This window comes from Nocardia aurea (assembly GCF_003123685.1).
Lineage (GTDB): Bacteria > Actinomycetota > Actinomycetes > Mycobacteriales > Mycobacteriaceae > Nocardia > Nocardia aurea.
On the sequence record NZ_QCYJ01000131.1, the window covers coordinates 46,025 to 69,778 of the forward strand.

Here is a 23,754-nt window from a genome sequence, read left to right on the forward strand (position 1 = left end):
GAGCAGAATTGTCAACGGCACCCGGCGCGAGGAAGCTACCGATCCGCGCTGACCGGGCGAACTCCGCCCGAACGAGTCCGGGAGGCTTGGTCGGTTGCGCTGCCGGGTGCCCGCCAACCTCCGCGTTTCCGCAGAACCCGAGTACCCGTGTCTTCGCGCGACCAGCGCGGCCGGGCCCGGGAGCCCGGACTCAGCGCCCGAGCACGTCGTACAGCGCCCGCAGTTCCCGCAGCCCGGCGGCCGCGCTCGACTCGTCCTCGGCCAGCATCCGCAAGGCGCGGCGCAGGATCACCGGATCGAGATCGTCGGCGGCGGGGCGGAATTCCGGGGTCGGCAGATCCGGCAGCGTGACCCGATCCCCGTACGGATCATCGGAGACCGTCGGCTGCGGATCACGTTCGATTCCGCCGATGAGGGTGTCCAGGTCCAGACCGCGCAGGGTGAGGATTTCCCGCGGACGCTCGTCGAGCCGTTCGGCCAGCAGGTAGCAGACCGCGGCCACATGCTTACACGGCCAGCCCGGATCCGGGCAGGTGCAGGTGAAATCCAGATCCGCCGCCGTGGTCGGGAGCAGATGCGGTCCGAGTCCGCTCGGCAGCGCGCCGGAGGCTATTTCGGCCAGCATGCCGGGCGCGGTGCGAATCGTCTCGATCAGCAGCGCCAATTCCTCCTCGCGCAACGGGCGCACGGTGAAGACCGCCGTGAACGGACGCGGCTGGCTCCCCTGTACTTCCGCCGTCACCGCACCGGGTTCGATGCGATAGCTGACCACCTGACCGGATCGCGCGTAGGTGCGCCCGCGCGCGAGGCGGCCCGGCTCCGCCATCGCCTCCACCGCGTCGATCAGGGCCTTTCCCCACCAGGTCCGGCCGAAGCCGCCGCGCCTGCTGCGCGCGGAGACCCCGCCGTCGACCGGACGACGCTTTCCGTATGTGCGGTAGTCCTCGAAGGGGCTCATTCGCCGACCGCCTCCGCGCCGAGCGCGAACAACTCGCGCAATTCGTCGGTCCCCATTTCGGTGATCCAGTTCTCGCCCGCGCCGACCGCCAATTCCGCGAGATGACGTTTGCCGTTGATCATCTCGTCGATCTTCTCCTCGATGGTGTCGACGCACACCAGTTTGCGCACCTGCACGTCACGCCGCTGACCGATGCGGAACGCGCGGTCGGTGGCCTGGTTCTCCACCGCCGGATTCCACCATCGGTCCAGGTGCACGACATGGTTGGCCGCGGTGAGATTCAGCCCGGTGCCACCGGCCTTGAGCGAGAGCAGCATCAGCGGCGGTCCGTCGCCGGACTGGAATCGTTCGACCATGGCGTCGCGGCGTTTCTTGGCGACCCCACCGTGCAGGAACGGGAGTTCGGAGCCGAAACGCTCCACCAGATACGGCGCGACGAGATCGCCGAATTCCCGGAACTGGGTGAACAGCAACGCTTTCTCGCCGTCGGCGAGCACGGATTCGAGAATGTCCTCCACCAGCGCCAATTTTCCGGAGCGATGGTGACCGCGCAGCAGCACCGCCGAACCGTCGCCGAGGAAATGCGCCGGATGGTTGCACACCTGTTTGAGCCGGGTCAGCGCGCCGAGGACCGCCCCCTTGCGCGCCATCCCCTTGGCGTCCTTGATCTTGGCGAGCATGTCGTCGACCACCGCCTGGTAGAGGGCGGCCTGCTCGACGGTGAGATTCGCGCGCACGGTCATCTCGAATTTCTCCGGAAGATCGGAGATGACCGCCGGATCGGTTTTCACGCGGCGCAGCACGAACGGCTGGGTGAGAAAACGTAACCGCGATATCGCGTTCTGGTCCTGTTCGCGTTCGATCGGCACCGCGAAACGCGCGCGGAAGGTCTGGGCGCTACCGAGCAGCGACGGCATCGCGAAATCGAGGATCGAACGCAATTCCTCCAACCGGTTCTCCACCGGGGTTCCGGTGAGCGCCAGCCGGTGTCGCGCGGGCACCGCGCGTGCCGCGCGCGCCTGTCTCGTTCCCGCGTTCTTGATGTGCTGGGCCTCGTCCAGCACGATTCGTTCCCATTCGCCGCGCCGCATATCGTCGATATCGCGGGCGAGCAGCGCGTAGGTGGTGATCACCAGATCCGCTTCGGCCACCGCCGCGTCGAATTCTTGACCGGTCCGCCGCCCGACGCCGTGATGGACGAGAACCCGCAGGTCGGGCGCGAACCGCTGTGCCTCGCGATGCCAGTTGCCGACCACCGACATCGGACAGACCAGCAGCGTCGGTCCGGGGGTTGCCGTCGCGTCCGCGCCGGTTCGCGGGAAGGTCTGCGCGACTTCACGTTCGTGCAGGAGCAGGGCGAGTACCTGGATGGTCTTGCCGAGTCCCATATCGTCGGCCAGGATCGCGCCGCATCCCATGCGGCTCATGGTGGCCAGCCAGGTCACCCCGCGACGTTGGTAGGGCCGCAGCTGCGCTTTCAGCCCGACCGGTGGTTCCACGGGTTCGACCTCGTGTTGCGCGTCGAACAGTTCGGCCGCCCAGCCGGTCGCGGTGACCTCGGTGATCGGCACCTTGTCGACCCGCCCGCTGCCGAGTTCGCCGAGCATATCGGCCAGGGTGATCGGCGCGGGGTCGGTGTGGGCGGCGACGTAGCGCGCCGCCGCGGCGAGCACCTTGTGATCGGCCTGCACCCATTCGCCGCGCAGCTGCACCAGGTCGGATTTACCGCTGACCAGCCGGGCCATCTCGGCCGCGGTGAGCACGGTATCGCCGAGCGCCAATTCCCAACGGTAGGAGACCAGACCGCGCATACCGACCGTGCTCTCGGCGGCGGGGACGGCGCTGTCCACCCGCAATCGCAGCGACGGAGCGGAGATATTCCAGGCCCTCGGCAGCAGCAGGGCGACGCCCGCCTCCCGCAGCGCGTGCGCGCCGTGTTCGACCAGATCGGCCACGACCGGAGTCGGCAACAGCAGGTCCATGCTCTGCGGATCGCCGGGCAGATCACGCAGACGCGGATAGGCGCGCTGGGCCTCCCCCAACTTCTCGATCGTGGTCCGCACCAGGCTCGGATCACCGTGCAGCGGAATCGGAGCCGGGGCCTCACCCGCCAGCCGCAGGCAGACTTCCAGCCGCCACAGCGCGACCGACTCGTCGTCGGTGCCGAACATGCCGTCGGGCTCGAGCAGTCGCAGTACCAGTTCCGGCTGGTCGACGGTGAGACTGGCCCGCCACCGTTGCAGCGTCTCGGCCAGCTGGTGGCTGCCGCCTTCCAACGGCACGTCCCCCACCAGCGCGGTCGTCAAGGCGTGCGAGGCGGACTGCCCTTCGAGCAGTTCCCGCGCGATCGGATCGGTGAGTTCGCCGACCAGATCCTCCAGCACCGCGGCGGGCCTGCCCGCCACCTGGAGCGCGGCGGGCATGGCGACCGCCGCTTCCGCGAGCCAGGCGCGTTGGCGTTCACCCCCGACCAGGCACCAGCGCACCCACCACTGACCGTCGTCGCGGCGCAATTCCGGTACGACGCGCCCGGCGCGCACCCACCGTTCTATTCCGTGCGCGAGGTGGGCCAGATATCGCAGGTCGCCGGAGACGACCTCGGCGGGCAATCGCTGCCGCAGCGCCGTGGCCGCCGCCGCGGGCGCCATCGCGTGCACCCGCACGTGGTCGATCTCCGCGCGGTCGGTCCCCTCGGCGCGCATGACGTCGGCACGATGGCGGAACTTCGACGAGCGCAGCGTCGCGCCGAGCGGCTCGGGAAGTGTGCCGGGAACCTCGTCGTCGTCGGTCCACAACAGCAGCCCCGACCCCGGTGACCACAGACCGTGCAGCATCCGCCCATCCAATCAGGTGGCTCCGACAGCGGTCGCGCCGAATTCCGCGATCGCACCGTCCTGGATTTCCGCACCCGAGCGGATAAACTGGTATATCCGCAGGTCATCGCATCTGAATCGTTATCCGAATGGTTATCGCGGCGCTGTCGCCATGGCATCGCGGCGAATCACCGCCGGGTGGCCGACCCGCCCGGGCGTCCAAGGAAAGCGCAGGGCAGCAGCATGACGATTCTGCTCCAGGTACTCGAGCAGAGCTTCACGCCGACCACACCGTGGGAACGGCGCAAATTCACCTTCGTCAACGCCGACAAGATCGTCGACATGCGACTGGACGGTCAATCGGGGGTCTGGCTCGATCTCTCCCGCCAGGGCGAATCACAGCGGCTGGCCCGGACGGTCGACCCGGCCGACGCGGTGACCTTCCTCCTCACGACCTTCGCCAAGATCGCGGAATGCGAGGAACGCGGCGGCTCGTGGTTGATCGGCCACGACGGCGCGCATACCGAATCGATCGCGGCCACCCGATTCCCGCCGCGCCCGAACGTGGTCGCCGAGGACGAACTGCTCGCACGGGCCTGGCTGTGAACCACGCTCCGCACTGACATCCGGCGGCGCCGGATCCTGTCGGTGCCGCCGGGTACAAGTGGCGGGTGCGCGCCGATACTCGAGAATTCTCCCCGGGTGGACCACCCCGGTGGATGCCGCTCGTCCTGGCGGGAGCCCTCGCCCTCGCGGGATGCGCGCTCGACGTCGGTACCGCGCCCGCACCGGGCAGCCCGCCCGGGGTTCAGCTGAACGATCTGTTGTCGCGGGTGCGCGTCGTCGCCGCCCGCCCGCATCCGGGCGGTTACGAACGGGACTGCTCGGACGGCCGGGCCTGCGTATTCGGCCCGGCGTGGACCGACGATCACGCCGGACCGGCGGGTCACGACGGCTGCGACACCCGCAACAATGTGCTGGCGGCCCAGCTCACGGCGGTCACCTTTCGGGCGGGCACCCGCGACTGCGTCGTCGTGTCGGGAAACCTGGACGACCCCTACACGGGCCAGCGCGTCGACTTCAGCAAGTCCGAGGCCCGCGCGGTCCAGATCGACCACGTCTATCCGCTGGCCGCGGCCTGGGATATGGGCGCCGCGCGCTGGCATCCCGAGCGACGGGTGCTTTTCGCCAACGACATCGAGAACAATCTGCTCGCCACCGACGCGGAAACCAATCAGGCCAAAGGTGACAGCACCCCGGCCGAATGGTTACCGCCCGCCGCCGCCAACCACTGCTTCTACGCCGCCAAATACCTCACGGTCGCGGTGTACTACGACCTTCCGGTGACGGCCGCCGACGAAACGGCCCTTCGCGAGGTCGCGCGGGGGTGTCCGTGAACCGGATGCCGGTGCCGGATGCCGGCGGCCTCGCACCCGGTTCGCCGACTCGACCCGAGGGCCGACCACGCGCTGGTGGCCCACCATCGCGATGCCCCCGGCGTCAGACTCCCGTGGCGACCGGGCGCTTGGGATCGTTGGACCACTGCGACCACGAGCCCGGGTACAGCGCCGCTTCCACGCCGACCACGGCGAGGGCGGCGACCTGGTGGGCGGCGGTGACGCCGGAACCGCAGTAGACCGCGATCGGGCCCGGCCCCAATCCGGCGAAACGTTCGCGCAGATCCTCGGCGGCGCGGAAACGTCCGTCGGCGTCGAGATTCTCGGCCGTCGGCGCGCTCACCGCACCGGGGATGTGCCCGGCCTTGGGGTCGATCGGTTCGATCTCGCCGCGATACCGTTCGGAGGCTCGCGCGTCGAGCAGCACACCCTGCCAGCGGGCGACCGCGTCGGCGTCGACCACAGGCAACCGGCCCGACGCCAGGCTGACGTCGCCGGGTTCGGGATCGGTTTCGGGCCCCGTCGCGAGGGCTCCGCCCGATGCCGTCCAGGCGGGCAGCCCGCCGTCGAGGATTCGGACGTCCTCGATCCCCGCCCAGCGCAACAGCCACCAGGCGCGGGCCGCGGCCATGCCGCCGGTCGCGTCGTAGACGACCACCGATTCGCCCACCCGCAGCCCCCAGCTGCGCGCGCATCGTTGCAACTGCGCGACATCGGGTAGCGGATGCCTGCCGCTCGCCGGCGTGGGCAGCGCGGCCAGTTCGGTCTCCAGGTCGACGAAGACCGCACCGGGGATGTGGCCGTCCAGATAGTGCTGGGGACCGTCCGGGTCGCCGAGCGCCCATCGAATATCGAGCAGCCGAGTATTGCCGCCCGCCAACGCTTCTCCGAGTTCCGTTGCCGAAATCAGTACCGCGCTCACGCCATGACTCCTCATTCAGATTCGCATCTCGCGCACCGACGCCCTCACCCTACGCACGACCCGCGCGCATATCGCTTCACCCCGCGGAATGAAGGAGGGCAGTTCGCGACGCTACCCCCGTATCGCCATGGTCACATCTCGCGGGAACAATTCAGGCCAGTTTCCGCCGACTGGCAGGTGACACGCCGTGCGACCGGCGGAAAGATCCGTGCAATGTCGAAGATTCCAGCGGCGCGGGACGAGCCGGGCACCGACGCGGCGGAATCACCGGCGTCGCCGCAGTCGGCACAGTCGGCACAGTCGGCACAGTTGGCGAGGGGCGAATCGGTGGCCGCGCCCGAATCCACCCACGGGCCGTCGGCGGGCCATGTCGCGGAATCCGGACCCGATCCGGCGACCACGGCCGTCGGCACACCGAGCCCACCGGGGGCGGCCGTGCCGGGCAACGAGGTCATCGCGGATTCCGCGCCGGTCGCAGACTCCGGTATCGCGCAGCCGATCGGCGCGGGGGTGGTGACCGCGCTCGTCGGGTTCACCAGTTCGTTCGCGGTGGTGCTGAGCGGGTTGAGCGCGGTGGGCGCGACGCACGCGCAGGCCGCGTCGGGGCTGCTCGCACTGTGTGTCACCCAGGCCGTCGGGATGATCCTGCTCAGTTATCGGTACCGGATGCCGATCACCCTTGCGTGGTCGACGCCGGGAGCCGCGCTGCTGGCGAGTACGGGTGCGGTGTCGGGCGGCTGGGCCGCCGCGGTGGGGGCGTTCGCGCTGACCGGCGTCCTGGTGGTGATCACCGGATTGTGGCAGCGGCTGGGCAATCTGGTCGCGGCGATCCCGGTGGAGATCGCCCAGGCGATGTTGGCCGGGGTGCTCGTTCCGCTGTGTCTGGCACCGGTCGAGGCGGTGCACACCAGTCCGGGTGTGGTGGTGCCGGTGATCGTGGTCTGGGTGGTGTTGCAGCGCTTCGCGAAACGCTGGGCGGTGATCGCCGCGTTCGTGACCGCCGTGATCGGGGCCGGTGTCAGCATCGTCGCCGGACATCGGAGCCTGGACCTGTCCGCGATGGTCCCCTCGGTGGAACTGACACTGCCGCACTGGAATTGGCAGGCGATGCTGGGGGTCGCGATACCCCTCTACATCGTCACCATGGCGTCGCAGAACATTCCGGGCACCGCCGTGATGCGCTCCTTCGACTACCGGGTGCCGTGGCGGGCGGCGATGACCGTCACCGGGATCGGCACCGTTCTCGGCGCGCCCGCGGGCGGGCACGCCATCAATCTGGCGGCGATCAGCGCGGCGCTGTCCGCGGCGCCCGCCGCCCACCCCGACCCGAGACGCCGCTGGATCGCGGCCGTCACCGCGGGCTGCGCCTACCTGCTGCTCGCCCTCGGCTCCGCCGCACTGGTGACGTTCATCGCGGCCGCGCCTGCGGGCACCCTCGAAACCGTCGCGGGTCTGGCCCTGCTCGCCACGCTGGCGGCGGCGCTGGCGGGCGCGCTGAGATCGGAACGACACCGGGAAGCGGGCGTCGTCACCTTCCTGATCGCCGCGTCCGGCGTCGGCTTCCTCGGAATCGGCGCGGCCTTCTGGGCATTGATCGCGGGCCTGGTGGTCCGCCGCGTCCTCGATCACCGGGACTGAGCCGCCGCGCGGGCGGTGCTGCCGCGATCGAGGGTGCTCGTCTCAGGCGCGGCTGAGCAATGTCAACGGGTCCTCGAGCAGACCGCCCACCGTCGCGAGGAAGCGCGCGGCCAGCTCACCGTCGATCATGCGGTGATCGAAGCTGACCCCGAGTGTGGTGACCCAGCGGACCGCGAGTTCGTCACGGACCACCCACGGGCGTTTCCTGATCGAGCCGACGCACAGGATCGCGCCCTCGCCGGGATTGACGAGCGGCACACCGGTATCCACGCCGAAAACCCCGATATTGGTGAGGGTGAAAGTGCCGCCGCGCAGGTCGACCGGTGTCGCGTTACCGGCGCGCGCGGTCTCGGCCAGCCAGCCGATCTCCCGGCACAGGTCACGCAGGCTCAGGCTCTGCGCTTCCTTGAGATTGGGGACGAGCAGTCCGCGTTCGGTCGCGACCGCGATGCCGAGGTTGACGTAGTGCTTGGTGACGATCTGCTGGTTGGCGTCGTCCCAGGTCGCGTTGACACCGGGGAATTCGGTGATCCCGGCGATCACGGCCTTGGCGATCAGCGCGAGCGCCGTCGGGGCGAGGTCGGAGAAGGCCTTGGTACTGCGCAGATGGTCGAGCAGTTCCATCGACGCGGTGAAATCCACGGTGAGAAAGGTGCTGGCCTGCGGGATGGTGCGGGCGCTCACGGTCATCGATCCGGCGATGCGTTTGCGGATTCCCGCGATCGGGGTGCGAGTCTCCCTGGCCGCGGGTCTGATGAGACCTTCCCCGCTGCTGCCCCCGGGCGCGGCGGCGGCCGTTGTCGTCGCCGGACGGGCGAGAGTGCGGGGCTGGGAGACCGGGACCGCGCTGCGCACGTCCTCGACGGTCACCGCGCCCCGGGGGCCCGAGCCCGCGATGTACCACAGGTCGATGCCGAGTTCCTTGGCGAGTTTGCGCGCACCGGGTGTCGCGGCCGCGCGCCCGGCATTCGACGGCTCCCGATCCTGCTGCGGCGCCGTGGGTTCGGCCTGCCGCGCGGGACGGGGTCGGCGGGATTCGGGTTCGCCTTCCGGACCGTAACCCACCAGCACCGAGGTGCGGCGGTCACCGTTGGCCTCGGGCGCCGCGGCGACGGCGAGATCGTTGCGCACCCGGATCAACGGTGCTCCCACCGGAACGGTGTCACCGGGTTTCGCGAGCAGTTCGACGACCGTTCCGGAGAACGGCGACGGCAGCGCCACCACGGCTTTGGCCGTCTCCACCTCCGCGATCGTCTGATTCAGCTCGACGGTGTCCCCGACGCCGACCGACCACGACAGCAGTTCGGCGTCCGCCAGACCCTCCCCGAGATCCGGGAGCCGGAATTCCAGGACGTGGCCGTCATCTTGCACAGGGGCACCTCTCACTGGGCGGTCGGACGTCAGGCGGCGGACAGCGAACGGTCGACCGCGGCCAGGACGCGGTCGGGGTCCGGCAGGTGATATTTCTCGAGTTTCGCCGGGGGGTAGGGAATATCGTGGCCGCCGACGCGAAGTACCGGCGCCTCCAGATGATAGAAGCAGCGTTCGGTGATCTCGGCCGCGATCTCACCCCCCAGCCCGCCGGTGACCGGAGCTTCGTGGACGACGACGAGCCTTCCGGTCTTGGTGACCGATTCCTCGATGGTGTCGAAATCGATCGGCGCGAGGCTGCGCAGATCGATCACCTCCAGCGAATGTCCCTCCTCGGCCGCGATTCTCGCGGCGGTGAGGGCGGTGGCGACGGTGCCGCCGTACGCGGCGATCGTCGCGTCGGTGCCGCTGACGCAGATCCGCGCACGATCCAACGGCAGTTCGGGCTCGGCGTCGAAATCGACCTCGGCGCGATCCCAGTAGCGTCGTTTCGGTTCGAAGAAGATCACCGGATCGTCGAGCGCGATCGCTTGGCGCGCCATGTGATAGGCGTCTTCGGGAGTACTGGGTATCACCACGCGCAATCCGGCGGTATGGGCGAAATACGCCTCCGGCGACTCGGAGTGATGTTCGACGGAGCCGATCCCGCCGCCGCATGGTATGCGAATCGTGATGGGAGCGGTCACCTTTCCCCCGGTGCGGTAATGAATTTTGGCCACCTGCGAAACGATCTGGTCGAAGGCCGGATAGACGAACCCGTCGAACTGTATCTCACACACCGGCCGATACCCGCGCAATGCCATCCCGAAAGCCGTTCCCACGATGCCGGATTCGGCGAGCGGCGTATCGATGACCCGGTTGTCGCCGAAATCCTTCTGCAAGGTGTCGGTGACCCGGAAGACACCACCCAGCCTGCCGATGTCCTCCCCCATCAGCACGACCTTCGGATCGTCCTCCAACGCCCGGCGCAGACCGGTATTGAGCGCGGCGGCGAAGGTGGTGATCATGGGCGGACTCCTTCCGGTACCGCGGAGCCCGCGCCGGGATCGCCGGCGAGGTACTCCGCGTGGGCCCGCCGCCGCTCGGTGAGCAGCCGGTGCGGGGTGGCGTAGACGTGATCGAACAGCCCGGCGGGGTCGGGGTCGGGCATATCGATGGTCGCGGTGCGCAGCCGGTGGGCCACCTCGTCGGCCCGCGCGGCGACCCGCGCCTCGAATTCCCCGTCCCAGCTCCCCTCGCGTTCGAGGAGTCTGCGGAGCCGATCGATCGGATCGCGGCGCTTCCACTGCTCGGTTTCCGCGTCGAAGCGGTAGCGGGTGGGATCGTCGGCGGTGGTGTGCGGCCCCATCCGATAGGTCAGCGCCTCGATGAAGGACGGACCGCCGCCACCCCGGGCACGCGCGATCGCCCTCCTGGTCACCGCGAGCACGGCGAGTACGTCGTTCCCGTCGACCTGCACGCCGGGGATGCCGTACCCGAACGCCCTTTGCACGATCGGCGTGGCACTCTGCACCCGGACCGGAGCGCTGATCGCCCAGTGGTTGTTCTGGCAGAAGAACACCACCGGCGCGCCCCAGCTCGCGGCGAACCCCATAGCCTCGGCGATATCGCCCTGACTGCTCGCGCCGTCGCCGAAATACGCGATGGCGGCGATCTCCGCGCCGTCCAGGTGGGCGGCGTAGGCGTAACCGGTGGCGTGCAGCCCCTGCGAGCCGACGACGATATTCGGATTCGTCATATTGATCTCGGCGGGATCCCAGCAGTGGTGTGCGGCCCCGCGCCACAGCCGCGTCAGATCGCCGGGATCGACACCGCGACAGTAGGCGACCGCCGCCTCCCGGTAACTGCAGAAGACGTAGTCGTCGGTGTGCAACGCGCGGGCCGACCCCACCTGGGCGGCTTCCTGGCCGAGTAGCGGCGGCCACAGGCCGAGCTGTCCCTGCCGTTGCAGTGCCGTCGCCTCGGTATCGATACGCCGGGAGACGACCAGGTCCTCGTACAGGGCCCGCAATCGCACGGTACCGATATCGGCGACGAGCGCGGCGTGCTCACGATCGAGCACCCTGCGTCCATCGGGCTGGACCAACTGGACCGGATACGCGGGTTTGTCCGTCATCGCCGATCGCCTCCTGACCGTCCGTCTGTGGCACGCCCCCCGCTCTCGCACTGTGCTCTACTTCACACCTTTCACTACATAGCCTAACGCGCAATCAGGCAGGTACTCGATGAGCACAATGCACAATTCGGCCACCATTTCGGATGGCATACTGCATTCCATGACCGGCAAGGAATCCGCCGAGGCGACGCTGGACGCCACCGACGCGCGCCTACTGCTCGAACTCGTCGCCAATCCCCGCGCGACCGGCGTCGAACTCGCGTCCCGCCTCGGCCTGTCCCGCAATACCGTGCAGGCCAGGATGTCGCGATGGGAGGCGGCCGGGGTACTCGGCAGTTTCGAGTTGCGGGTGGAACCGCGGGCACTGGGCTATCCGCTCTCGGCGTTCGTCGCGGTGGTGCTCGATCAGCATCGTCTCGATTCGGTGGTCGCCGAACTCGGCGAGGTCCCCGAGGTCACCGAGGTCTGCGGCCTCACCGGTCAGACCGATCTCACGGTTCGGGTGGTCGCGCGCGACGCCGACGATCTGTATCGGATCACCGGGCGGATCCTGAAGATTCCCGGCGTCGAACGGACGAATATGGCCCTGGTGATGCGCTCGCTGGTCGGCCCGCGCACCGCTCCGCTACTCGAACGACTGGCCGGGCGCGACCAGTCGGGAAAAAGCGACGTGTAGTTCAGTGTGTCTCTTTCCGGCATTGCCCGCTATGGTCCGAACATGGAGATTACGGACAAGGTTGCGATCGTCACGGGAGCCGGGGCCGGTATCGGAGCGGCGGTGGCGCGGCGACTGGCGGCGGGCGGCGCGAAGGTGGTCCTCGCCGATCTGAACGCGGACTCGGCGGCGGCGGTCGCCGAATCCATCGGTTCCGCCGCGGTCGCGGTCGGCGGTGACGTCGCCGACGAGAAGGTGATCCAGCAGTTGATCGACCGCGCCGAGGAGGCGTTCGGGCCGGTCGACCTGTTCGTCGCCAACGCGGGTATCGGCGGCGGGCCGGGGCTGGACAGCACCGACGCGCAATGGTCGGCGTCGATCGAGATCAATGTGCTGTCGCATGTGCGCGCCGCCCGACTGCTCGTGCCGGGCTGGGTCGAACGCGGCGAGGGCTATTTCCTGTCGACCGCCTCGGCCGCGGGCCTGCTCACCCAGATCGGCTCCGCCCCGTACTCGGTGACCAAGCACGCCGCCGTCGGATTCGCCGAATGGCTCTCGATCACCTACGGCGACAAAGGTGTTCGCGTCAGCTGCCTGTGCCCCATGGGCGTCGACACCCGGTTGCTCCAGAAGGATCTGATCCCCGACAACCCCGAGGCGGCCGAACTGGCCGTCAAGGCGGTCACCACGGCGGGTCCGGTGCTCAGCACCGAGGAGGTCGCCGAATCGGTGGTCGCCGGTATCGACAGCGAGCGATTCCTGATCCTGCCGCATCCCGAGGTGCTGAAGATGTACCGCCACAAGGGTTCGGACTACGACCGCTGGATCGACGGCATGCGCCGCTTCCAGGCCGCCCTTCAGGCCTGATTCAGTCGGTGACCAGCGTGGTCGCCGCCGTGCGGATGACCTCGGGGATCTCGACCGGCTTACGCGTCTCCGAATCGACGTAGACGTGTACGAAGACACCGGTGGCCGCCAGTTCCAGCGCACCGTCGGCCTCGCGGAAGATCGCGAGGTCGTAGGTGATGCTGGAACGGCCCAGACGCGAGACGCGCAGGCCGACGCGCAGTTGATCGGGGAAACTGAGCGAACCGTGGTACTGGCACGAGGTCTGCGCGACCACCCCGAGTGCGGGCAGATTCCTGATGTCGGTGCCGGTGGCGTCGATGAGCCAGGCGTTGACCGCGGTGTCGAAATACGAGTAGTACGTCACGTTGTTCACGTGGCCGTAGTGGTCGTTGTCCGCCCACCTGGTCGGCACCGGCCAGAGCACTGGATACTGCTGCGTCACCCCGCCGACGATAGCTCAGCGGGTGTCGCGCCGTGCCGGTGGTCGCGCGGGCTGACGCCGAAATGGCGTTTGAACGCGGCGCTGAGCGCGAAGGCGCTGCCGTACCCGACCTGCCTGGCGATGGCCTCGATGGTCGCCTCGGAACCTTGCAGTAGATCGGCGGCGAGTTCGAGCCGCCACTCGGTGAGGAAGGCCATCGGCGGTTCGCCGACCAGATCGGTGAACCGGCGAGCCAGCGCGGCCCGCGACACCCCGACCGCCTCCGCCAGACCCGCGACCGTCCAGCCGTGCGCCGGATTGTGCTGCAACAGCCGTAGTGCCTTGCCGACCAGCGGATCGGTGTAGGCGTGGTACCAGGCGGGCGCCTCGTTGCCCGCGAACCAGGCGCGCAACGCGGTGATGAGCACCAGATCGAGCAGTCGATCCAGGACCGCGCCCTGGGCCGGTTCGTCCCTGGTCGCCTCGTCCGCCAACAGGTCGAGGACGCGGCCGTCGAATTCACCGCGACGCAGGACGACGAACGGCGGCAGCGCACGCAACAGCCGTTGACTCACCGCACCCGCGGATTCGTAGGTGCCGGTCACCATCATGGTGGCCCCGTCCGGATCGGTCCCCCACTGTCGCACGCCGAGTGTCAGTGCCTCGCAAAGCAATTCGCCGTCGAGGGTGGTCGTGATCTGGCCCGGGTGGATGAGGATCTGCGGGGTCGTCTCCGGTGCGTCGGCGACGGTGTAAGGGCGGGGCCCGCGCGAGATCGCGATATCACCCGCCTCCAGCCTGCGCGGCGCGGCGGATTCGGGCCGTTTCGGATCGGCGTCGGGGATGATCCAGGCCGTCCCTCGGACGATGGACAGCACGGTCAAGGGCGACTCGTCCTGTATCCGCAGTGACCAGGGCGGGTCGAGCAGCGAGCAGACCACGAACGCACCCCTGGCGCGTGGACCTTCGAGCAGGCCGGCGAGGACATCCACCTCACCAGGGTAGACGCGGGCGCCGCCGGTACTCGGACGAATGCCGTCCCGCGCGGGACCGATCGTCGGTACCGTTGAACGGGTGCCGGTTCCGACGGTCGACCGCAGGCTGCGCCTGGCGCGCGCGGCGGTGTTCGCGGTGTTCGCGCTGAACGGCTGTCTGCTCGCGCTGTGGGTGGTGCACATCCCCGCGGTCTGCGATCGGACCGGAATCGCGAAATCCACACTGGGCAGCTTCATCCTGATACTCGCCGGTGCGGCGCTGATCGGCATGCGGATCAGCGGCCCGCTGGCCGATCGCTTCGGCAGCCGCACCATGGTGGCGGTGGCGGCGTGCCTGATCTCGGTCACGGTGATCGGCCCCGGCCTGGCCACAGGCCCCGTCGGTTTGGCGATCGCGTTGGCCTGCTTCGGATTCGGCAACGGGGCGCTCGACGTGTCGATGAACACCCAGGCGGTACACGTCGAACGCGCCTACGGCAGGCCCGTGATGTCGGCCTTCCACGCCTTCTTCTCCGGCGGCGGACTTCTCGGTTCTCTCGCGGGCGCGGCGGCACTGCGAGCCGGGATGGATATCAGGCTGACGCTGACGATCGCCGCGGCGGCCGGGCTCGGGCTCGTCGCGGCGGCGGTTCCGCTGCTCCTGCGCGAGCCCGGCACCGAATTCGTCTCCGACACGGTCGAGATCGCGTCGGTTCCCGCCTCGGGAGCGGCGGTTTCCGATCCGGGCGACGCGCCGGGTGCCCTTCGGGCCTCCGATCGCACGAAGAAGGTCTTCGGACTCGCCGCCGTCGCCTTCATCTGCCTGCTGACCGAGGGCGCGGCCGCGGACTGGAGCGCGCTACAGGTGCGCGACCATCTCGGCACCGACGAGGCCACCGCCGCACTGGCTTTCGCCGGTTTCTCCTGCACCATGACCGCGGGACGATTCGCCACCGATCGCCTCGCGGGCGCGTTCGGCCCGGTCGCGGTGGTGCGCTACGGGACGCTGATCTGCGCGGGCGGACTCGCGGTGATCATGGCGTCGGTGTGGACGCCACTGACCCTGCTCGGTTGGGCCTGCGTCGGGCTCGGACTGTCGGGGGTGATCCCGCAGATCTTCACCGCCGCGGGCAATCTCGGCTCGGTGACCGTCGCCACCGACATGTCACGCGTCTTCAGCATCGGCTATCTCGGCCTACTCGCCGGACCCGCGCTCATCGGCTGGCTGACCGCGATCGTCCCGTTGACCGCCGCGTTGGCCGTGCCGCTGGTGGCGATCCTGGTCTGCGAACGGTTCGCGGGCATCGTCGCCCCGGTCGACGGCGAGCGGCGGCGGGCCGTCACCTAGTCACGTCCCGCCGGAAATCGCACGCCCGGTACCGGTTACACGACGGCGGGCACCGCTCAGACCGGCGGGGCCAGGCAGAGCGTCATCGGTTCCGGTTGCGGGTAGACGATGGTGTCCCCGTCGATCGCGGCGCTGCCGCAGGCCGAACGGTCGGCGGTGCCGCGCACGATCCGGGCGACCTTGAAATCGGCCGCGGCCGTACAGGCCACCCGCGTGCTCGCACCCATCAGCGCGCTGTCGACGCAGTCGCCTTCCCCGACATTGAGGCGAAGGCAGAGCGTGTACTCGGCGCCGGAGGTCTGGTAGTAACTCGCGTAGTCGGCGCTCGCGCATTCCGCGTCGACACCGTCGAGCCGCTGGGCCACCACGTAGTTGGCGTCGGCGTCAGCGCATTCGGCGACCGCGAATTCGGCTTCGACCGTGCTGCCGGAGAGTTTCCCGCAGCTGCCGACCCGGACCGGCTCGTCGCCGGTCGCGAAATACGTGCGCGCCGCGAATATCGCCAGTCCGAGCACCACGAATACACCGAGGAGTTTGAGTACCGCCACCAGAGTGCTCTCGCCGTGTTCGTCGTCGGGCGAATAGTCGTCGGACTCCGATAGGTGGTCCACATCACCCGGGGCGGGGTCGGCGGGTATCTGCCGCGGGTATTGCGGCGGCGTGCTCATACGTACTCTCCCTGGGTCGAACTCACCGCCGTCCGGCGGGCAACTCTGGCGGCAAATGTATCGGATTCCGGCCGACGACCGGCGACCGCCTCCGCCCCCGCGACACCGCCCGGAATGCGCGGGTACGTTGTATTTAGCCTAGGAAATGTTTCAGAGAATGAGGAAAGTCAGATGAGGAGCTCGACAAGAGCGCTGCTCTGTATGTGCGCGGCGGCGACGTCGGTTCTCAGCGGTGCGGGTGCGCTGGGTTTCCACGGCGCGGTGGCCGCCGCGGAACAGACAGCGGATAAATCGCGTGCCGTCACCACCGAGGACGGCTGGGAACTGCGGATCACCAAATCCGCGGAGAATGTGGACCGCGCGGCCAATCTCGCCAATACGCCACTGAGCCGGGAGGCTTTCGTCAGCCTTTCCGCCAGTGCCGATATCGGCGGCGACGGCCGGGTCGCGGTGGATTCGGGTTCCCTGCAACTCGGATATCAGGTCGGATGCCAGGTCGACGTTTCCAGTGGTGTCACCATGAGTCTCGGGGTGACCATGGGGCCGAGCGTCGGCATTTCCACCTCGGGAGTCAACGTCGGGGTGGGCGCGCAGGTCGTGCCGAGTATGTCGATGACGGCGAAACCCGGCAGCATCGTCAGCCTGCCCTTCGGGACGAAGGCGTTGGCGGGGCCGCGCGGTTCGATCACCACCGAGCAGGTGCAGATCAAGGTCGACGGCTGCCTCGGCGCGGTCAGCCTGCGCTCTTTCGCGATCGTGTCCATGTCCACCGCGACGGCCGACAATTCGATTTCGGTCTACGGCGATCCGGTGTGGCTGTGAGCCGGGCTGCCCGAATCGCGGCGGGCGCACTGTTCTCGGCCGTAGCGTTCGGCTCGGTCGCCCACGCCGTAGGGTTCGGCCCGGTCGCCGAAGCCGCGCCGATCGTGCCCGTCGCGCCCGAGTCCGAATGCGTCGCGACCGAGACCTCCTGCGAGCAGCCCGCGACGACCACACCCGCCCCTCGGCCGCCTTCGCTGCCCCAGCCCGGGGCGACCAATCTGATCCCGCAGCCCAAACCGGCCGCGCCCAACGCCAATCCGCCTGCGGGAGCGTTGGTTCCGCCGACGCCGGGTGCCGGTCGCGGCACTCCGATCGTCCCGGTCGGCTGATCCGGCCGGGTTCGCCCCGCGACCGCACGACACACACGACAGCCCCCGTTCGATGAACGGGGGCTGTCGCGCCCTGCGTGTCTACGACGCTGTAGACCAACAGCGGATCTACAGCGCCTTGAGCTCCTCGGTGACCGCACCGACGGATTTCTTGGCGTCGCCGAACAGCATGGAGGTGTGGTCGGCGTAGAACAGCGGGTTGTCGATACCGGCGAACCCGGAGTTCATCGAACGCTTGAGCACGATCACGCTGCGCGCCTGGTCGACGTTGAGGACCGGCATCCCGTAGATCGGGCTGGAGGCGTCCTCGCGGGCGGACGGGTTGGTGACGTCGTTCGCGCCGATGATCAGGGCGACATCGGTGCGAGAGAACTCACCGTTGATATCGTCCATTTCCTTGAGCGCGTCGTAGGACACCTCGGCCTCGGCCAGCAACACGTTCATGTGGCCGGGCATGCGACCCGCGACCGGGTGGATGGCGTACTTGACTTCCACGCCCTTGGCTTCGAGCAGCGCCGCCATCTCCTTGACCGCGTGCTGGGCCTGGGCGACGGCCATGCCGTAACCGGGCACGACGATGACCTGATTGGCGTAGGCCATCTGGATCGCGGCGTCGGCGGCCGAGGTCGCCTTGGCCTGCTTGGCCTCGCCGCCACCCGCGCCGGGTGCGGTACCGCCACCACCGAAGCCGCCCGCCACGATGGCCGGGATCGACCGGTTCATGGCCTTGGCCATGAGGTTGGTGAGGATGGTGCCGGACGCGCCGACGATCATGCCCGCCACGATCATCGCGGTGTTGTTCAGCGCCAGGCCCGCCGCCGCGGCCGAAAGACCGGTGAGCGCGTTGAGCAGAGAGATGACCACGGGCATATCGGCGCCACCGATGGGCAGCACGACCATCAGGCCGAGTACGCCCGCGGCGAGCAGCAACAGCACCATCCACCACCACGGCGCACCGCCGTCGGAGGCTCCGAGGCCGATGACGACCGCGGCGGCCACCGAGACGATGAGCAGCACCAGGTTCAGCGGCTGCTGAAGTTTTCCGACGCCGATCGGCTTGCCGGGCAGGATCTCCTGGAGCTTGCCGAAGGCGATCAGCGAACCCCAGAACGAGATCGAGCCGATGATCGCGGCGAACAGCGAACCGACGATGATGTGCACGGTCGGGGACTCACCGTGCTTGAACGCCGAGAAACCGCTGGTATCCAGGAATTCGGCCCACGCGATGAGTGCGACGGTGCCACCGCCGACGCCGTTGAACGCGGCGACCAGCTGCGGCATCGCGGTCATCTTGGTGTACTTCGCGGGCGGCACGCCCAGCGCGACACCCACGACGAGTCCGGCGACGATCAGAATCCAGTTGCCGGTGTCGCGCACCGCGATCAGGGTCGCCACCACGGCGATACCCATGCCGATGGCCGCGATCCAGTTGCCGCGCACCGCGGTCTTGGGGCCGGTCAGCCCCATCAGACCGTAGATGAACATCGCGAACGCGACGATATAGAGAATGTTGACGAGGTAGTCCATGACGTTTACTTCCCCGCCTTCTCGGCGCCGTCGGCCGGGACGGCCTTCTTACCCTTGAACATGCCGAGCATGCGGTCGGTGACGACGAATCCGCCGATGACGTTCAGCGTTCCGAACACCACCGCCACGAACAGGATGATCTGGATGCCGATGGACGGATCCTCCATCTTGCCCAGGGTGACCAGCGCGCCGAGCACGACGATGCCGTGAATGGCGTTGGTACCCGACATCAGCGGAGTGTGCAGGGTGTTCGGCACCTTGGAGATGACGGCGAATCCGACGAATCCGGACAGCACCAGGATCGCGATATTCGCGAGCAGTTCGTTGTACATTACGACTGCACCTCAGCCTTGATCGGTTCGCTCGGCAAGCCTCGCTCACGGGTGACACAGGAATCGGCAAGCACCTGGTCTTCGAAGTCCGGCACGACCTTGCCGTCGACGAGCATCAGTTCCAGCAGTGCCGCGATATTCTTCGAGTACAGCTCCGAGGCGTGCTCGGGCATGGTGGCTGGCAGGTTCAGCGGCGAGGCGATGGTGACCTCGTGCTTGACCACGGTCTCACCGGGTTCTGTGAGTTCGCAGTTGCCGCCGGTCTCCCCCGCCAGGTCGACGATGACGCTGCCGGGCTTCATACCCTCCACGGCGGCGGCGGTGACCAGGCGCGGCGCGGGACGTCCCGGCACCAGCGCGGTGGTGATCACCACGTCGAAACCCTTGATCGCGTTCTCGAGCGCCTGCTGCTGCTGGGCCTTCTCGTCGTCGGTGAGCTCGCGGGCGTAGCCGCCCTCGCCCGCCGCGTCGATGCCCAGATCCAGCCACTGCGCGCCGACCGAACGCACCTGATCGGCGACCTCGGGTCGCACGTCGTAGCCGGTGGTCCGGCCTCCTAGTCGTTTGGCCGTGGCCAACGCCTGAAGGCCCGCGACACCGACGCCGAGCACGAGCACGGTCGCCGGTTTCACGGTGCCCGCCGCGGTGGTGAGCATGGGGAAGAAGCGCGTCGACTCGGACGCGGCCAGCAGGACCGCCTTGTATCCGGCCACGTTCGCCTGCGAGGACAGCGCGTCCATCACCTGCGCGCGCGAGATACGCGGGATCGCCTCGACGGCGAACGCCTGCACCCCGGCATCGGTGAGCGCCTCGATCTGATTGTCACTGTTGCGCGGCGCGAGGAAGCCGATGAGCGTCTGTCCCTTGGACAGTTTCGCCACCTCGGTGTCGCTGGGTGGGGCCACCTTCACGACGACCTCGGCCGACCACGGATCACCGATGGTCGCCCCGGCCTCTACATACGCCTCGTCGGGGATGAGCGCACCCAGTCCGGCGCCGGATTCCACGACTACCTCGACCCCCTGTTTCAACAAGGCCGGGATAATCTTGGGCACCAATGCGACACGCCGTTCGCCCGCGTTAGACTCGCGAACGACTCCGACACGCGCTCCGCGCGGCGACGAGTCGCCCGCGCTCTGCGTTGTCTCCACTTGTCAGACTTCCTTCTCGTGCTGGCCATTAGCCACCGAACGACGGACAGATGAAGTTACTCGTGAGTAAGTTCATCCGAATCCTCGCAACTGTATCCGGCTCGCGGTGAGCGTAGCTGAGATGCCCATCACACGCCCGAACCACCGTGCGCACGCCAGGACACCCGGGCCGCCGCCTCGCAGCCGCGTCGAGGTCGTCACGATCGCCGATCGATACGGCGACCGCCACGCCGTCGACACTCATCGACGCAGGTGAGCGCCACGCTCTCGGCCGCACGCGCTACACGACGAGAATCGGGAACGGACAGCATTCCGGTGGTGTGTCGCACTCGGAAACAGTGATGTGCATCATGTCGGATGCCCGATTCGGGGTGTTCGCGGTCCCGCACAGGTCGTAGGGTCGCGGTGTGAATGCTTGCCGCTTCTGCCGCATCGTGGCGGGCGAGGCTCCGTCGACCAAGGTCTACGAAGACGACACCCTGTGCGCGTTCCTCGATATCCGGCCCATCGCCACCGGACACACCCTGATCATCCCCAAGACGCACGCCGCCGAACTCGATGATCTGGACGCCGACCTCGGCGCGGAGATCTTCCGCGCCGGACACCGGCTCGCACTGGCGATGCGGCGCGGCGCACTGGCCGCCGACGGGGCCAACCTGATACTCAACGACGGCAGGGCAGCCTTCCAGACCGTCCCGCATATCCATCTGCATGTCATCCCGCGCAGGAAAGGTGATCTCTTCGGCGTCACGAAAGGATTCCTGCTACGCCGATCCCACGACCCGGCCGGAACCGCCGCGAGTATCAGAGCCGGGCTCGCGGCATTGGACGACGACAACGCGCGCGATATCGAAGGGACACAGCCTTGACCGAACCGACGCCGGACCGGATCGAGACGATCGACCTGCTCGCACAGCAGTGGCAGGCCGTCACCGCGCTGGTCGCCGACCTGGACGAAGACGGCTGGCGCACGCCGACCGCCCTGCCCGGCTGGACGGTTTTCGACGTCGTCGCCCATATGATCGGCACCGAATCGTGGCTGCTCGGCGAGAAACCGCCGCCACGCGACACCGCCGACAACGAGATCGACGTGCGCGAACTCCCGCACGTGCGCAACGAGACCGCCGTGATGAACGAGATCTGGGTCGACCGGCTGCGCCCCCTGACCGGCGCGCGACTGCTGGAGATGTTCGGCGCCATCACCGACCGACGCCTCGCCATGCTCGGAAAGATGGGCGACGCCGTGTGGAAGACCCCAACACCCTCACCGGTCGGCCAGGTCGGCTACGGCCGATTCATGCGGGTACGCCTGTTCGACTGCTGGATGCACGAACTCGATATCGCCGACGCGCTCGGCAGGACAGTCGACGAGGGCGGACCGCGCGGGGAGGAGGCATTCGCCGAATTCGCGGAATCACTGCCCCGCGTCGTCGTGAAACGTGGGAAGGCCCCGGACGGCTCCAGGATCGCCCTCGATCTGACCGGCCCGCTCGCGCGGACGCTGTCGATCGAAGTCGACGGCCGAGCCGCCTACGCCGACGCCTTCGACGACCCCACCGTGTCGGTCCGCCTCGATTCGCGTCTGCTGGTCCGGCTCGGCGGCGGCCGCACCACCGCCGACGAGCATTCCGGCGACATCACCATCACCGGCGACGAGGAAGTCGGACTGCGTGTGGTGCGCAACCTGGCCTTCACCCTCTGACCGATGCGACTTTTCCTGTCCAGCTACCGTTTCGGCGCGCACGCCGACCGACTGCGTGCCCTGGTCGGCGAGCCCGGTCGCGTCGCGGTGATCCCCAATGCCTGCGACGCCTGGCCGCATTACTGGAATGCCATCGACTCCATCGACATGATCCCGCTACGCTCCCTCGGTTACCGCCCCGAAGTATTCGACCTCCGCGATTTCATCGGCCACCCAGCCGATCTGGAGCGGCAACTCGCCGAATTCCCCATGGTGTGGGTCCGCGGCGGCAACACCTTCGTCCTGCGCGCCCAATTCGCCCGCAGCGGAGCCGATCTCGTCCTCCCCCGCCTCCTCGCCGCCGACACCCTCGTCTACGCCGGTTACAGCGCGGGCGCGTGCCTGCTCACCCCCGACCTGCACGGCCTGGAAACCAGCGACGATCCGGGCGAGGTAGTGACCACCTGTGGAATCGAACCACTATGGGACGGACTGGGATTGGTCGATCGCCCGATCGTCCCGCACCTGAATTCGCCCTTGGACCCGGAAGGTTCGGGCGACCGACTCGCCGAGGACTTCCGGGCGAACGGTGTCCGATATTGGGGACTCACCGATGACGACGTGGTCCTTGTCGACGGTGACCGCGTCGAAGTGCTCCGCACGCCCTGAGAATGCCGGGCACCGCGCGGGCGTCCGACGACTTCGGGCGACCGCGTTCAGGTCCCGAATCGCACGGCAACGGCTCAGCGATCGGAACCCGCTGACGCGGACGCGGTTTCGGAACGGCGAGCGCGGAACACCACCCAGCGCATCGCGCTGTACATGTAGACCGCTTCGCAGCCACCCGCCAGCAACCGCGACAGGTGGTATTCGAGCCCGAGAGCGGTGAGGCCCGCGCCGACGCCGAGGATGAACGCGACGTAGTTGATCGCGACCACCACGACGTAGATCGCGGCCTGACGGCCCACCGGGGCGTGCGAATGGAAGTTGAAGGTGCGGTTCAGGAAGAAACTCAGCCCGAAGGCGCAGATGTAGCCGAGGGTGACCGAGAGCCAGAGCGGCCAATCCCACCATCCGTGGAAGATCGTCAGGAGCAGCAGATCCACCGCGAAAGTGAATCCGTTGATCAGCGCGAAACCGAGGAACGTCGGCGGCACCACACTGTGCACGCCGAACGGCAGACGGGCGACGACGGCCTCGCACCACCGGGTGAATCGGTCGGCGAGAGTGTCGCTGGTGACGGCCGGATCGAGCACGGCGACAGCATGCCAGCGGTAGGTTTCCATCAGGTGAGCACTCGGCGAACCGAGTGATGGCTCAGCCGAGGCGCGACCGCGATTCCGGGCGGTCCAGTGCCGCCCATTCCGCCCGCGTGCGTCGCGTGGTGACGGTGTCGGCCCCCGCGAGCAGGGCATCGAGCAGCACCGTCGGATCGGCCCGCCACTGCTCGGCGATCCTCGACAGCGCGTCGGCGCCGAACAGTCCGGAGTGGTCGAGCGCGGTGAGCCATTCGCCGAATTCCCCCGCGCGGATCCGTCGCAGCGCCGCGACGTCCACGCCGCCTTCGACCGCCTCGCCCTCGAACGCTGCGCTCACCAGTTCGCGGTAGTCCGGCGTGTGGCTCGGCATCCGACCAGCCTCCCTTGTCATCGAATTCCGGACGGCGTCCGTCCCTACGCGACCCCTGCTCAGCGGATATGACCGCAGCGCACCCTGCGCATACCGTAGCGCCGGTGCGCGGCCCGTGGTAACCCATAGTTTCCCCGGCCCACGCGGTCCACG

25 protein-coding genes are annotated in these 23,754 nt (G+C 68.4%); 11 read left to right on the top strand and 14 right to left on the bottom strand.

Annotated elements, in window-relative coordinates:
• Nucleotides 1–190 precede the first annotated feature (190 nt).
• Together DAT37_RS34970 and DAT37_RS34975 are read right to left on the bottom strand one after the other, a co-directional pair.
• A complete protein-coding gene (locus DAT37_RS34970) occupies nucleotides 191–958 on the bottom strand; it encodes an SWIM zinc finger family protein (protein WP_109529213.1) in 768 nt (255 codons plus the stop codon).
• Complete coding sequence (locus tag DAT37_RS34975; RefSeq protein WP_109529214.1) at nucleotides 955–3,792, bottom strand: DEAD/DEAH box helicase; 2,838 nt, start codon at nucleotides 3,790–3,792, stop codon at nucleotides 955–957. The genes DAT37_RS34970 and DAT37_RS34975 overlap by 4 nt, the downstream gene beginning before the upstream one ends.
• A 222-nt stretch (nucleotides 3,793–4,014) precedes the next feature.
• On the opposite strand from DAT37_RS34975, the gene DAT37_RS34980 reads away from it, so the two are divergent.
• Together DAT37_RS34980 and DAT37_RS34985 are read left to right on the top strand one after the other, a co-directional pair.
• Nucleotides 4,015–4,377, top strand: a complete 363-nt coding sequence (locus DAT37_RS34980; protein WP_109529215.1) for a hypothetical protein — start codon at nucleotides 4,015–4,017, stop codon at nucleotides 4,375–4,377.
• A gap of 113 nt (nucleotides 4,378–4,490) precedes the next feature.
• Nucleotides 4,491–5,168, top strand: a complete 678-nt coding sequence (locus tag DAT37_RS34985) for an HNH endonuclease family protein (protein ID WP_109529216.1) — start codon at nucleotides 4,491–4,493, stop codon at nucleotides 5,166–5,168.
• A 103-nt stretch (nucleotides 5,169–5,271) separates the two neighbouring features.
• Here DAT37_RS34985 and DAT37_RS34990 read toward each other — a convergent pair whose 3' ends face one another.
• Nucleotides 5,272–6,105: a sulfurtransferase gene (locus DAT37_RS34990; RefSeq protein WP_109529217.1), complete on the bottom strand. Its 834-nt coding sequence runs from the start codon at nucleotides 6,103–6,105 to the stop codon at nucleotides 5,272–5,274.
• Between the two features lie 198 nt (nucleotides 6,106–6,303).
• Here DAT37_RS34990 and DAT37_RS34995 point away from each other — a divergent pair, with 198 nt between their 5' ends.
• Nucleotides 6,304–7,728 carry a benzoate/H(+) symporter BenE family transporter gene (locus DAT37_RS34995; RefSeq protein ID WP_232840194.1) on the top strand — a complete coding sequence of 475 codons (1,425 nt, stop codon included), beginning with the start codon at nucleotides 6,304–6,306 and terminating at the stop codon, nucleotides 7,726–7,728.
• Nucleotides 7,729–7,770: 42 nt separating this feature from the next.
• Here DAT37_RS34995 and DAT37_RS35000 read toward each other — a convergent pair whose 3' ends face one another.
• Genes DAT37_RS35000 through pdhA form a run of 3 tightly spaced genes read right to left on the bottom strand, consistent with a single transcriptional unit; the run spans nucleotide 7,771 to nucleotide 11,215 of the window.
• Nucleotides 7,771–9,099, bottom strand: coding sequence for a dihydrolipoamide acetyltransferase family protein (locus DAT37_RS35000; protein ID WP_109529218.1), 1,329 nt, complete (start codon nucleotides 9,097–9,099; stop codon nucleotides 7,771–7,773).
• Nucleotides 9,100–9,128: 29 nt separating this feature from the next.
• Complete coding sequence (locus DAT37_RS35005) at nucleotides 9,129–10,106, bottom strand: alpha-ketoacid dehydrogenase subunit beta (RefSeq protein WP_109529219.1); 978 nt, start codon at nucleotides 10,104–10,106, stop codon at nucleotides 9,129–9,131.
• Complete coding sequence (pdhA, locus tag DAT37_RS35010) at nucleotides 10,103–11,215, bottom strand: pyruvate dehydrogenase (acetyl-transferring) E1 component subunit alpha (protein WP_109529220.1); 1,113 nt, start codon at nucleotides 11,213–11,215, stop codon at nucleotides 10,103–10,105. The genes DAT37_RS35005 and pdhA overlap by 4 nt, the downstream gene beginning before the upstream one ends.
• A gap of 160 nt (nucleotides 11,216–11,375) precedes the next feature.
• Between pdhA and DAT37_RS35015 the strand changes: the two genes are divergently transcribed.
• Nucleotides 11,376–11,891 (top strand): Lrp/AsnC family transcriptional regulator, encoded by a 516-nt coding sequence (locus DAT37_RS35015; protein WP_109529266.1) that lies wholly within the window; start codon nucleotides 11,376–11,378, stop codon nucleotides 11,889–11,891.
• Nucleotides 11,892–11,933: 42 nt separating this feature from the next.
• The gene (locus DAT37_RS35020) at nucleotides 11,934–12,737 is read left to right on the top strand and encodes an SDR family oxidoreductase (RefSeq protein WP_109529221.1); all 804 of its coding nucleotides are present in this window, start codon (nucleotides 11,934–11,936) and stop codon (nucleotides 12,735–12,737) included.
• A gap of 1 nt (nucleotide 12,738) precedes the next feature.
• On the opposite strand, the gene DAT37_RS35025 is transcribed toward DAT37_RS35020, so the two are convergent.
• Both DAT37_RS35025 and DAT37_RS35030 read right to left on the bottom strand, forming a co-directional pair.
• Nucleotides 12,739–13,161, bottom strand: coding sequence for an acyl-CoA thioesterase (locus DAT37_RS35025; protein ID WP_109529222.1), 423 nt, complete (start codon nucleotides 13,159–13,161; stop codon nucleotides 12,739–12,741).
• The gene (locus DAT37_RS35030) at nucleotides 13,158–14,132 is read right to left on the bottom strand and encodes an AraC family transcriptional regulator (RefSeq protein ID WP_109529223.1); all 975 of its coding nucleotides are present in this window, start codon (nucleotides 14,130–14,132) and stop codon (nucleotides 13,158–13,160) included. The genes DAT37_RS35025 and DAT37_RS35030 overlap by 4 nt, the downstream gene beginning before the upstream one ends.
• Before the next feature lie 40 nt (nucleotides 14,133–14,172).
• On the opposite strand from DAT37_RS35030, the gene DAT37_RS35035 reads away from it, so the two are divergent.
• Nucleotides 14,173–15,462, top strand: a complete 1,290-nt coding sequence (locus tag DAT37_RS35035) for an MFS transporter (RefSeq protein WP_109529224.1) — start codon at nucleotides 14,173–14,175, stop codon at nucleotides 15,460–15,462.
• A 56-nt stretch (nucleotides 15,463–15,518) separates the two neighbouring features.
• Here the strand turns inward: DAT37_RS35035 and DAT37_RS35040 are convergent, their stop codons facing one another.
• Complete coding sequence (locus DAT37_RS35040) at nucleotides 15,519–16,130, bottom strand: LppU/SCO3897 family protein (protein ID WP_109529225.1); 612 nt, start codon at nucleotides 16,128–16,130, stop codon at nucleotides 15,519–15,521.
• A 171-nt stretch (nucleotides 16,131–16,301) separates the two neighbouring features.
• On the opposite strand from DAT37_RS35040, the gene DAT37_RS35045 reads away from it, so the two are divergent.
• Nucleotides 16,302–16,952 (top strand): MspA family porin, encoded by a 651-nt coding sequence (locus DAT37_RS35045; protein WP_232840195.1) that lies wholly within the window; start codon nucleotides 16,302–16,304, stop codon nucleotides 16,950–16,952.
• Nucleotides 16,949–17,281, top strand: coding sequence for a hypothetical protein (locus DAT37_RS35050; protein ID WP_109529227.1), 333 nt, complete (start codon nucleotides 16,949–16,951; stop codon nucleotides 17,279–17,281). The genes DAT37_RS35045 and DAT37_RS35050 overlap by 4 nt, the downstream gene beginning before the upstream one ends.
• A 108-nt stretch (nucleotides 17,282–17,389) precedes the next feature.
• Here the strand turns inward: DAT37_RS35050 and DAT37_RS35055 are convergent, their stop codons facing one another.
• The 3 genes from DAT37_RS35055 to DAT37_RS35065 are packed head-to-tail and all read right to left on the bottom strand — an operon-like array spanning nucleotide 17,390 to nucleotide 20,291.
• Nucleotides 17,390–18,808 carry an NAD(P)(+) transhydrogenase (Re/Si-specific) subunit beta gene (locus tag DAT37_RS35055; RefSeq protein ID WP_109529228.1) on the bottom strand — a complete coding sequence of 473 codons (1,419 nt, stop codon included), beginning with the start codon at nucleotides 18,806–18,808 and terminating at the stop codon, nucleotides 17,390–17,392.
• A gap of 5 nt (nucleotides 18,809–18,813) precedes the next feature.
• A complete protein-coding gene (locus tag DAT37_RS35060; protein WP_109529229.1) occupies nucleotides 18,814–19,140 on the bottom strand; it encodes an NAD(P) transhydrogenase subunit alpha in 327 nt (108 codons plus the stop codon).
• Nucleotides 19,140–20,291, bottom strand: a complete 1,152-nt coding sequence (locus tag DAT37_RS35065) for a Re/Si-specific NAD(P)(+) transhydrogenase subunit alpha (protein ID WP_109529230.1) — start codon at nucleotides 20,289–20,291, stop codon at nucleotides 19,140–19,142. The genes DAT37_RS35060 and DAT37_RS35065 overlap by 1 nt, the downstream gene beginning before the upstream one ends.
• 407 nt (nucleotides 20,292–20,698) lie before the next feature.
• Here DAT37_RS35065 and DAT37_RS35070 point away from each other — a divergent pair, with 407 nt between their 5' ends.
• Genes DAT37_RS35070 through DAT37_RS35080 form a run of 3 tightly spaced genes read left to right on the top strand, consistent with a single transcriptional unit; the run spans nucleotide 20,699 to nucleotide 22,641 of the window.
• On the top strand, nucleotides 20,699–21,160 hold the full coding sequence (locus DAT37_RS35070; protein WP_109529231.1) for an HIT family protein: 462 nt from the start codon (nucleotides 20,699–20,701) through the stop codon (nucleotides 21,158–21,160).
• Nucleotides 21,157–21,993 carry a maleylpyruvate isomerase family mycothiol-dependent enzyme gene (locus tag DAT37_RS35075; protein WP_109529232.1) on the top strand — a complete coding sequence of 279 codons (837 nt, stop codon included), beginning with the start codon at nucleotides 21,157–21,159 and terminating at the stop codon, nucleotides 21,991–21,993. The genes DAT37_RS35070 and DAT37_RS35075 overlap by 4 nt, the downstream gene beginning before the upstream one ends.
• Before the next feature lie 3 nt (nucleotides 21,994–21,996).
• Nucleotides 21,997–22,641 carry a Type 1 glutamine amidotransferase-like domain-containing protein gene (locus DAT37_RS35080; protein WP_109529233.1) on the top strand — a complete coding sequence of 215 codons (645 nt, stop codon included), beginning with the start codon at nucleotides 21,997–21,999 and terminating at the stop codon, nucleotides 22,639–22,641.
• Between the two features lie 74 nt (nucleotides 22,642–22,715).
• On the opposite strand, the gene DAT37_RS35085 is transcribed toward DAT37_RS35080, so the two are convergent.
• Together DAT37_RS35085 and DAT37_RS35090 are read right to left on the bottom strand one after the other, a co-directional pair.
• Nucleotides 22,716–23,258, bottom strand: coding sequence for a GtrA family protein (locus tag DAT37_RS35085; protein ID WP_109529234.1), 543 nt, complete (start codon nucleotides 23,256–23,258; stop codon nucleotides 22,716–22,718).
• A 31-nt stretch (nucleotides 23,259–23,289) separates the two neighbouring features.
• Nucleotides 23,290–23,601, bottom strand: a complete 312-nt coding sequence (locus tag DAT37_RS35090; protein WP_109529235.1) for a hypothetical protein — start codon at nucleotides 23,599–23,601, stop codon at nucleotides 23,290–23,292.
• Nucleotides 23,602–23,754 lie beyond the last annotated feature (153 nt).

What these genes read in the sequence shown, in the direction of transcription:
- DAT37_RS34975 (WP_109529214.1), bottom strand. Translation starts at nt 3,792, where the DNA reads ATGCTGCACGGTCTGTGGTCACCGGGGTCGGGGCTGCTGTTGTGGACC.
- DAT37_RS35080 (WP_109529233.1), top strand. Translation starts at nt 21,997, where the DNA reads ATGCGACTTTTCCTGTCCAGCTACCGTTTCGGCGCGCACGCCGACCGA.
- DAT37_RS35045 (WP_232840195.1), top strand. Translation starts at nt 16,302, where the DNA reads ATGAGGAGCTCGACAAGAGCGCTGCTCTGTATGTGCGCGGCGGCGACG.
- DAT37_RS35060 (WP_109529229.1), bottom strand. Translation starts at nt 19,140, where the DNA reads ATGTACAACGAACTGCTCGCGAATATCGCGATCCTGGTGCTGTCCGGA.
- DAT37_RS34985 (WP_109529216.1), top strand. Translation starts at nt 4,491, where the DNA reads ATGCCGCTCGTCCTGGCGGGAGCCCTCGCCCTCGCGGGATGCGCGCTC.
- pdhA (WP_109529220.1), bottom strand. Translation starts at nt 11,215, where the DNA reads ATGACGGACAAACCCGCGTATCCGGTCCAGTTGGTCCAGCCCGATGGA.
- DAT37_RS35055 (WP_109529228.1), bottom strand. Translation starts at nt 18,808, where the DNA reads ATGGACTACCTCGTCAACATTCTCTATATCGTCGCGTTCGCGATGTTC.
- DAT37_RS35005 (WP_109529219.1), bottom strand. Translation starts at nt 10,106, where the DNA reads ATGATCACCACCTTCGCCGCCGCGCTCAATACCGGTCTGCGCCGGGCG.
- DAT37_RS35020 (WP_109529221.1), top strand. Translation starts at nt 11,934, where the DNA reads ATGGAGATTACGGACAAGGTTGCGATCGTCACGGGAGCCGGGGCCGGT.
- DAT37_RS35090 (WP_109529235.1), bottom strand. Translation starts at nt 23,601, where the DNA reads ATGCCGAGCCACACGCCGGACTACCGCGAACTGGTGAGCGCAGCGTTC.
- DAT37_RS35085 (WP_109529234.1), bottom strand. Translation starts at nt 23,258, where the DNA reads ATGGAAACCTACCGCTGGCATGCTGTCGCCGTGCTCGATCCGGCCGTC.
- DAT37_RS34995 (WP_232840194.1), top strand. Translation starts at nt 6,304, where the DNA reads ATGTCGAAGATTCCAGCGGCGCGGGACGAGCCGGGCACCGACGCGGCG.
- DAT37_RS34990 (WP_109529217.1), bottom strand. Translation starts at nt 6,105, where the DNA reads ATGAGGAGTCATGGCGTGAGCGCGGTACTGATTTCGGCAACGGAACTC.
- DAT37_RS35035 (WP_109529224.1), top strand. Translation starts at nt 14,173, where the DNA reads ATGCCGTCCCGCGCGGGACCGATCGTCGGTACCGTTGAACGGGTGCCG.
- DAT37_RS34970 (WP_109529213.1), bottom strand. Translation starts at nt 958, where the DNA reads ATGAGCCCCTTCGAGGACTACCGCACATACGGAAAGCGTCGTCCGGTC.
- DAT37_RS35040 (WP_109529225.1), bottom strand. Translation starts at nt 16,130, where the DNA reads ATGAGCACGCCGCCGCAATACCCGCGGCAGATACCCGCCGACCCCGCC.
- DAT37_RS35015 (WP_109529266.1), top strand. Translation starts at nt 11,376, where the DNA reads ATGACCGGCAAGGAATCCGCCGAGGCGACGCTGGACGCCACCGACGCG.
- DAT37_RS34980 (WP_109529215.1), top strand. Translation starts at nt 4,015, where the DNA reads ATGACGATTCTGCTCCAGGTACTCGAGCAGAGCTTCACGCCGACCACA.